At 69.0% G+C, this 6658-nt stretch carries 7 protein-coding genes; 5 read left to right on the forward strand and 2 right to left on the reverse strand.

What is annotated here, in order from left to right; genetic code table 11:
* The first annotated feature begins 8 nt into the window (after positions 1-8).
* From ACFXKA_RS10755 to ACFXKA_RS10765, 3 genes are all read left to right on the forward strand, one after another.
* A complete protein-coding gene (locus ACFXKA_RS10755; protein WP_354835656.1) occupies positions 9-746 on the forward strand; it encodes a hypothetical protein in 738 nt (245 codons plus the stop codon).
* Between the two features lie 26 nt (positions 747-772).
* The gene (locus ACFXKA_RS10760; RefSeq protein WP_379427001.1) at positions 773-1534 is read left to right on the forward strand and encodes a hypothetical protein; all 762 of its coding nucleotides are present in this window, start codon (positions 773-775) and stop codon (positions 1532-1534) included.
* Between the two features lie 66 nt (positions 1535-1600).
* Complete coding sequence (locus ACFXKA_RS10765) at positions 1601-2830, forward strand: lipase family protein (protein ID WP_379427002.1); 1230 nt, start codon at positions 1601-1603, stop codon at positions 2828-2830.
* 5 nt (positions 2831-2835) lie between these two features.
* Here the strand turns inward: ACFXKA_RS10765 and ACFXKA_RS10770 are convergent, their stop codons facing one another.
* Positions 2836-3453 carry a helix-turn-helix domain-containing protein gene (locus ACFXKA_RS10770; RefSeq protein ID WP_354835664.1) on the reverse strand — a complete coding sequence of 206 codons (618 nt, stop codon included), beginning with the start codon at positions 3451-3453 and terminating at the stop codon, positions 2836-2838.
* A 128-nt stretch (positions 3454-3581) separates the two neighbouring features.
* Between ACFXKA_RS10770 and ACFXKA_RS10775 the strand changes: the two genes are divergently transcribed.
* Positions 3582-4892, forward strand: coding sequence for a family 1 glycosylhydrolase (locus ACFXKA_RS10775; protein ID WP_379427003.1), 1311 nt, complete (start codon positions 3582-3584; stop codon positions 4890-4892).
* A gap of 91 nt (positions 4893-4983) precedes the next feature.
* Here the strand turns inward: ACFXKA_RS10775 and ACFXKA_RS10780 are convergent, their stop codons facing one another.
* Positions 4984-5793 (reverse strand): SAM-dependent methyltransferase, encoded by an 810-nt coding sequence (locus tag ACFXKA_RS10780; protein WP_379427004.1) that lies wholly within the window; start codon positions 5791-5793, stop codon positions 4984-4986.
* A gap of 171 nt (positions 5794-5964) precedes the next feature.
* On the opposite strand from ACFXKA_RS10780, the gene ACFXKA_RS10785 reads away from it, so the two are divergent.
* A complete protein-coding gene (locus ACFXKA_RS10785; RefSeq protein WP_379427005.1) occupies positions 5965-6531 on the forward strand; it encodes a hypothetical protein in 567 nt (188 codons plus the stop codon).
* The last annotated feature ends 127 nt before the right edge of the window (positions 6532-6658 follow it).

Consider the following 6658-nt stretch of genomic DNA (forward strand, 5'->3'; position numbering starts at 1 on the left):
GTATTCCCATGAAGAATCGTCGCGCGGGTCTGATCGCCGCCTGTGCAGTCGCCGGTGTGGCCGTCACCGCGGCCACCGCGAACGCGGCTCCCGAACAATCCGTCGCACCGGTCGGCTACCACGCCGGCCTGACCGACGGCACCGTGGTGGTCAGCCTGGACCACGGCACCTTCGCCCCGGCCGCCGCGGACGCCATCGGCATTCGCGATGACGCGGGCACCGTGCTGGACTCGCTGCCGCTGGCCTACACCATCGACGGGCAGCGGCTCTCCATTCGCCAGCAGGTTTCCGAGGACGGCCGCACGCTGCGCCTGACGCCCGACGCGGCGGCCGTCGACCGCTCGGCACTGACTCCCATCGCGGCGCCGCTGACCCCGGTCGCCTCGCCGCTGGAGAACCAGCTGGCCATGAACGACATGATCAACTCCGTCAGCATCGGCACCTCGGTGGGCAGCCTGATCGGCACCGCCATCGGCGCGGTCATCGGCATCGGCGTCGGGTTCACCGTGGCGGGCGCGTCCTGCCTGGTCCTGAGCCTGGGCTGCGTGATCGCCGTGCTGCCGATCGTGAGCCTGGTGGGCGGCGTCGGCGGCCTGGCCGGGTTGGTCATCGGCGGCGGGCCCGCGGCCGCCTACGCCGTCTACCAGTACATCACCGCGCTCAATGCGGCTCCGGGACAGAGCATTTACGCCAAGGACCTCCAGGGCAGGCCGGGCGTTCCGGCCGCCCCGGCCGAGGGCAACTGAGCCGGGAAGCACCGAGGAACTCCGAGATGAACCTTCGCGCAACGCTTTCCGTCGCGTCTCTGACCGTGTGCGCGGTCGCCGCCGGGACCGGCACCGCGCTCGCCGAACCCGCCGCCGAGCCCGCTGCCGAGCCCACCGTCGCCGCCCGGGTGGTCGGCGACTCCGTGCTGGCCGTGCTCGACCACGCGCTGTTCGCCGCCACCGCCGACGGGCAGGGAGTCGAAATCCATACCCTGGACGGGCAATCCGTCCTCAGCCTGCCGACCGGATTTCTGCTCGACGGCGTACTGCACCCGATGCGGTACCAGGTCATGGAGTCCGGGCGCGCTCTCACGCTGACACCCGACACCGGGCTGAAACCGGTCGCCTCGCCCATGGAGGAACAACTGGCGGTCAACGACTTCGCCGCCAATATGACCAAGGTGCCGCTGGGATCGATCGCGGGCGCGCTGCTCGGCGCGGCGGTCGGGGCGGTCATCGGTCTGGGCTCGTGCCTGGTGATCGGGCCCGCGTGCCTGGCCGTAGCACCCGCCGCCATCGGCACCTTCGCCGGCGCGGGCGGGCTGCTGGGGACGCTCGTCGCCGGTGGCGCCGCGCTGGCCGACGGCGTGTGGCGTTACATCTCGACGGTGAATGCCGCACCCGGCGAGAGCATGTACGCCCACCAGGGCGGCGTGCTCGATCCGAACGGCACCGGCGTCCCCGACGCCGTGCTGCGCATGCCCCCGTCGATCGGGTCGGGCAGCAGCAGCGGCGGGTCCGGCAGCAGCAGCGGGTCCGGAAGCTAGACCCGGGACGGCCGGTGGGGCGGCGGGCCGACGACGATTCGACAATCAACCGAGAGAGTGCATTTCATGGTTTCGCGTCTTGCGGTCGCTGCCGCACTGGCCGTCGCCACGGCGGCGGCCACCGTGCCGATGTCCGCCACCGCCCGGGTATCCGCCGAGGAGCCGTCGGCCGTTTCCGTTGTGCCGGACCAGGATCCGTTCTACGCCCTACCACCCGATATCGGCGCCCTGCGCAATGGCCAGGTGGTGGCGGGGCGGGAGATCGGCACCAAGCTGCCGGTCGCGGTGCGGGCCTGGAAGGTGTCGTATCGCACCAATGATTCGCTGGGGAACCCGGAGCTGGGTGTCACCACACTGCTGGTGCCGACCGCGCCATGGACCGGTCCGGGCTCCCGGCCCGCCGTGTCCGAACAGATTCCGGAGGACTCCACCGGCACCCGGTGCGCGCCCTCGTACGGAATAGCCACGGGCACTTTGCAATCCGGGGATCAGATCGCCGCCATGCTGGCCGAGGGCTGGGCGGTGGCGGTCCCCGATTTCGAGGGGCCGAAGTCGGCCTTCCTCACCGGCCCGCAGTCCGGGCACGCCATCCTGGACGGGGTCCGGGCCGCCGGGGCATTCGCGCCCGCCGGGCTCGGGCCGGATACCCGCTGGGCGCTGGACGGTTACTCCGGCGGGGCGGCGGCCACCGGCTGGGCGGCAGAACTACAGCCTGCCTACGCGCCCGAGCTGACCTTCGCCGGAGCCGCCCTCGGCGGGGTGCCCGCGAACCTGCCGGCGGTCATGAAAAACGTTGACGGCGGGGTGTTCTCGGGCTTTCTGGTCGGCGTGCTGGTGTCGTATCAGCGCGAGTTCCCCGACGCTCGCATCGACGAGCTGCTCAACGAGCGCGGCCGGGCGGACACCGCGGCCGCCGCCGACGTGTGCGTCATCGAACTGCTGATTCGCTTCCCGTTCTGGCGGCTGGCCGCGGCCACCGCCGACGGTTACCACGACGACACCCGGCTCACCGAAGCGCTGCAACGGAATTCGCTCGGCGGCGACGCACCGACGATGCCCATCCTCGACTACCAATCCGACTCGGACGAAGTCGTGCCGGTCGCCCAGGCCGACGATCTGGTCGCGGCCTGGCGGCGCGGCGGCACGACCGTCGTCACCGTGCGCGACCCGATCGGCGAGCACGGTCTGGAGGCGTCGAAGCGGCAGGCCACGGCGCAGCAGTTCCTGCGGGAACGGTTCGCCGGCGGCCCCGTCGCCAATGCCGACCTGGATCGCCCGGTGGGACCGGGGTGGTGAGGAGGTCAGTCCTGGTCCGGTGCCAGATCCCGGCGCAGCAGGCCGGTGAGCATCCGGACCGCGCCCACCATGTCCAGCGAGTCGTCGCGCAGCCAGAGTTCGGTCAGACCGGTGAGCGCGCCCACCAGCAGCAGCGCGGCGGCCTCGGCATCGACGTCGGCACGAATATCGCCGGCGGCGGCGCTCTGCTCGATCACCCGGGCCAGGTTGTCGCGGTAGGTCCGGATGCGCTGATTCGACCACTCGTGCGCCACATCCGGGGCGTCGGCGGAGCCGAAGAGGGCCAGATGGCTCATCCGGGTGAGCTCCGGATCGGCCCGATTGCGTTCGGCCAGATCATCCACGATCTCGAGAGCGCGCAGCACCGCCGGACCCTGGTACTCGCGATCGACCTCGACCGCGTCGAACGCCTGCTGATCGCGTTCGGCCAGCACCGCCGACAGCAGCGCCTCCTTGCTGGAGAAATGGTGCAGCACCCCGGAGCGCGTGATGCCCGCCGCGGCGGCGACCGCCGCCAGCGAGGTGCCGCGGTACCCGTTCTCGGCGAAGAGGGTCATCGCGGCGGCCAGGATCTGGCCGCGTCGCGCCGCGCCCGACTGTTCGGCGTCGCGTGTTCGCGCCATGCGTCCGACCTCCCACCCGCCGAACGGGTTTCGTTTGCACCGATATTGCCCTCGCCAGCCTACTGTCCAGTCATGCGGCCGGATCACGGGGGCAAGCGCCGCCGGCTTCCCAGGAGAAGGAGCATCACATGATCACCTCGGGTGCGCGCCGCGCCGCACGGGCCCGCCGCCGGGCGATCCTCGCCGTCGCGGCGGCCTTGGCTGCCGGTGCGCTGGCTCCGGCTGCGGCGCAGGCGGAGCCAGCGCCCGGACTCGGTCCGGACTTCCTGTGGGGCGTCTCGTCGTCGGGATTTCAGAGCGAAGGCGCTGCGCCGGACAGCAATTGGAGCAGACTGGCGGCCTCGGGCCGGATGTCCGACCCGTACGGCGATTCGGTCGACTTCTATCACCGCTACGCGCAGGACATCCGCCTCGCCGCGGACCTCGGCGTCAAGGTGTACCGGATCAGTGTCGAATGGGCACGCGTGCAACCCGAACCGGATCGCTGGGACGAGCAGGGATTCGCCTTCTACGACAGGGTGATCGCCGCGATTCACGCCGCCGGCATGCGACCCATGATCACTCTCGACCACTGGGTGTATCCCGGCTGGGCGGACGATCGCGGCGGGTGGAGCGATCCCGGCATGCCCGATGCCTGGCTTGCCAATGCCCGGCGGGTGGTCGACCGCTACGCCGACGCGGACCCGCTGTGGGTCACCATCAATGAGCCGACCGCCTACGCCGGACTCGCCGCGGCCTACGGTGGCCTGCCGGCAACCGAGCTGCCCGCGATGTTCGATCGGCTGGTCACCGTCCACGAGGCGATCTACGACTACATTCACGCACGCACCCCCGATGCCATGGTGACCAGCAATGTCGCCTACCTGAGCGGGCTGGAATCACTGTCCGAGCGGCCCTTCGAGGATCGGATCGCGAATGCGCTCGACTACATCGGCATCGACTACTACTACGGCGACCCACCGGGGCCCGAGATCGCCGCCGGCCGCCCGTGGGAGAGCGCGCTCCAACCCGAGGGCATCTACTACGCGCTCCGCCACTACGCCCGCGCCTTCCCCGGCAAGCCGCTCTACATAGTCGAAAACGGTATGCCCACCGAAAACGCCGAGCCCCGCGCCGACGGCTACACCCGCGCCGACAACCTGCGCGACTCCATCTACTGGGTCCAGCGCGCCAAGGCCGACGGCATGAACATCATCGGCTACAACTACTGGAGCCTCACCGACAACTACGAATGGGGTTCCTACACACCGCGATTCGGCCTCTACACGGTCGACGTCCGGACCGACCCCACCCTGACCCGCCACCCCACCGACGCCGTCCCCGCCTACCGCGCCATCATCACCGCCGACAGCGTCCCCGCCGGCTACCACCCGACCCGTCCCCCACTCCCCTGCTCCATCGTCGACCCACCCACCAGCTGCACCGAACCGGTGCGCTGAAGGACCGAATGACCCCCGGGTCTGCGACCGGGGGTCATTCGCGTGATACCAACTCGAAGAAGAACCGCAGACAGCGAAATATGGGGGCAACCTAGATCTTCGTGCCCACGGCGCCGTAGAGCGACACGACTTTGTCGTGGCCGGGTGGGTGGTCGATGCCCTGATTGCGCCAGCGGTGAATCACCTCTACGCCGGGGGGCACCAGTTCCAGGCCGTCGAACAGGCGCTCGACCTCCGCGCGGGTGCGGGGACGGACGGGAATTCCGCGGTCGATGTAGACCTGTAGCAGGCGGGCCATGCCGTCGGGATCCGAGTCGCCGTCGTCGAAGTCCGTTGTCACATGCGAGATCGCGAGGTAGGAACCCGGAGCCAGGGGCTCCATGAGGGTCTGGACGATCTCGTGGACGTCGCCGGGCACGAAATGGAGCAGGGCCATCAGGGAGACGGCCACCGGCCGCGAAAGATCCAGTGTTTCCCGCAGTTCCGGGGCTGCGAGGATATCCAGCGGGCGAGCGGCGTCGGCGTGGACGTAGGCGATGCGGCCCTCGGGCGAACTCACCAGCAGTGCTCGTGCGTGCGCGAATACGAGCGGATCGTTGTCGACGTAGACGACCCGGGAGTCCGGTGCCAGTTCCTGCGCGACCTGATGCAGATTCGGCTCCGTCGGGATACCCGTGCCGATGTCGAGGAACTGCGTAATCCCCTGCCCGGCGAGAAATCGCGTGGCATGCCGCATGAACTCACGATTGGTGCGCGCGGTCACCCGAACCGCGGGGAACTCCCGCAACGCCTTTTCGGCGGCATCACGATCCGCCTCGTAATTGTCCTTGCCACCGAGGAAGTAATCGTACATACGAGCCGAGTGCGGCACGTCGGTGTGCAGATCGATCTGACCGGACATCGGCAAGCCCCCTGACGCTGAGATCTGAAAACCCGTATACCGCAGGTATACCCCAGCCCGACTTTCCATACGACACGATCACGAACAAGTGGCGCAATGGGCACGCCGCCCCGAGGGGCAGTCGGACATCCGCCACCGGCACCGCTGTTTCGAGGCTTCTAGAATCCCGGCGTGGCTCTCACTCTTGCCGACCTCGCCGGCTACACCGACCGTGATCTCGACGGCGATTTGGACCGCTGGTTCTCCGACGCCCCGACGGTTCAGGTGCCGGAGGAAACCCGTACGGTGGCACCGTTTCTCGCGCGTCTCGCGGCGGGGGATGCCGCTGCGCTGGAGGCGTTCGATCGTCGAGTACGTTCGGGCCGGATGCCCCAGTTCTTGGACATCTTCTTCTGGTCGTACGGCTTCGACTTCGCCGGAAACGATTGCGGTATCCGCGATTCGGACTACACCACCGAGCTCACCGACGACGATGTGTACTCGATCGGCGCGGACGGTGGCGGAAACCTGTACGTCGTGCTGACCAATGGTCAGGTGGCCGTGTGGTTCCACGAGGAGGAGGTGCTCGAGGCCGACACTCGCTTCGACAATCTCGATGTCTTCCTCTGGTCGTTCGTGCGCTACCGCGCAGTGCGCGCGGGGAAGCTCCCGCTCTCGGCAGTCGAGGCCGACTTCCTCGCACTCGGCCAGGACGGCGCGCTCGTTCCCGACCTCGGCCTGCTGCGGCTCATGAGGTGAATCGGGGCTCGGCTTGCACTGGAGAAACGACGGCGCGGGGGCCGGGGTGGGGGGGGCGCCCGGGGTAGTTTTCGCCCCTCAAGAAGAATTACCCGGGGGGAGAATTTAAAAAAAGAGTGGGAGTAGT

This window comes from Nocardia sp. NPDC059228, from assembly GCF_042754245.1.
Taxonomy (GTDB): Bacteria; Actinomycetota; Actinomycetes; order Mycobacteriales; family Mycobacteriaceae; genus Nocardia.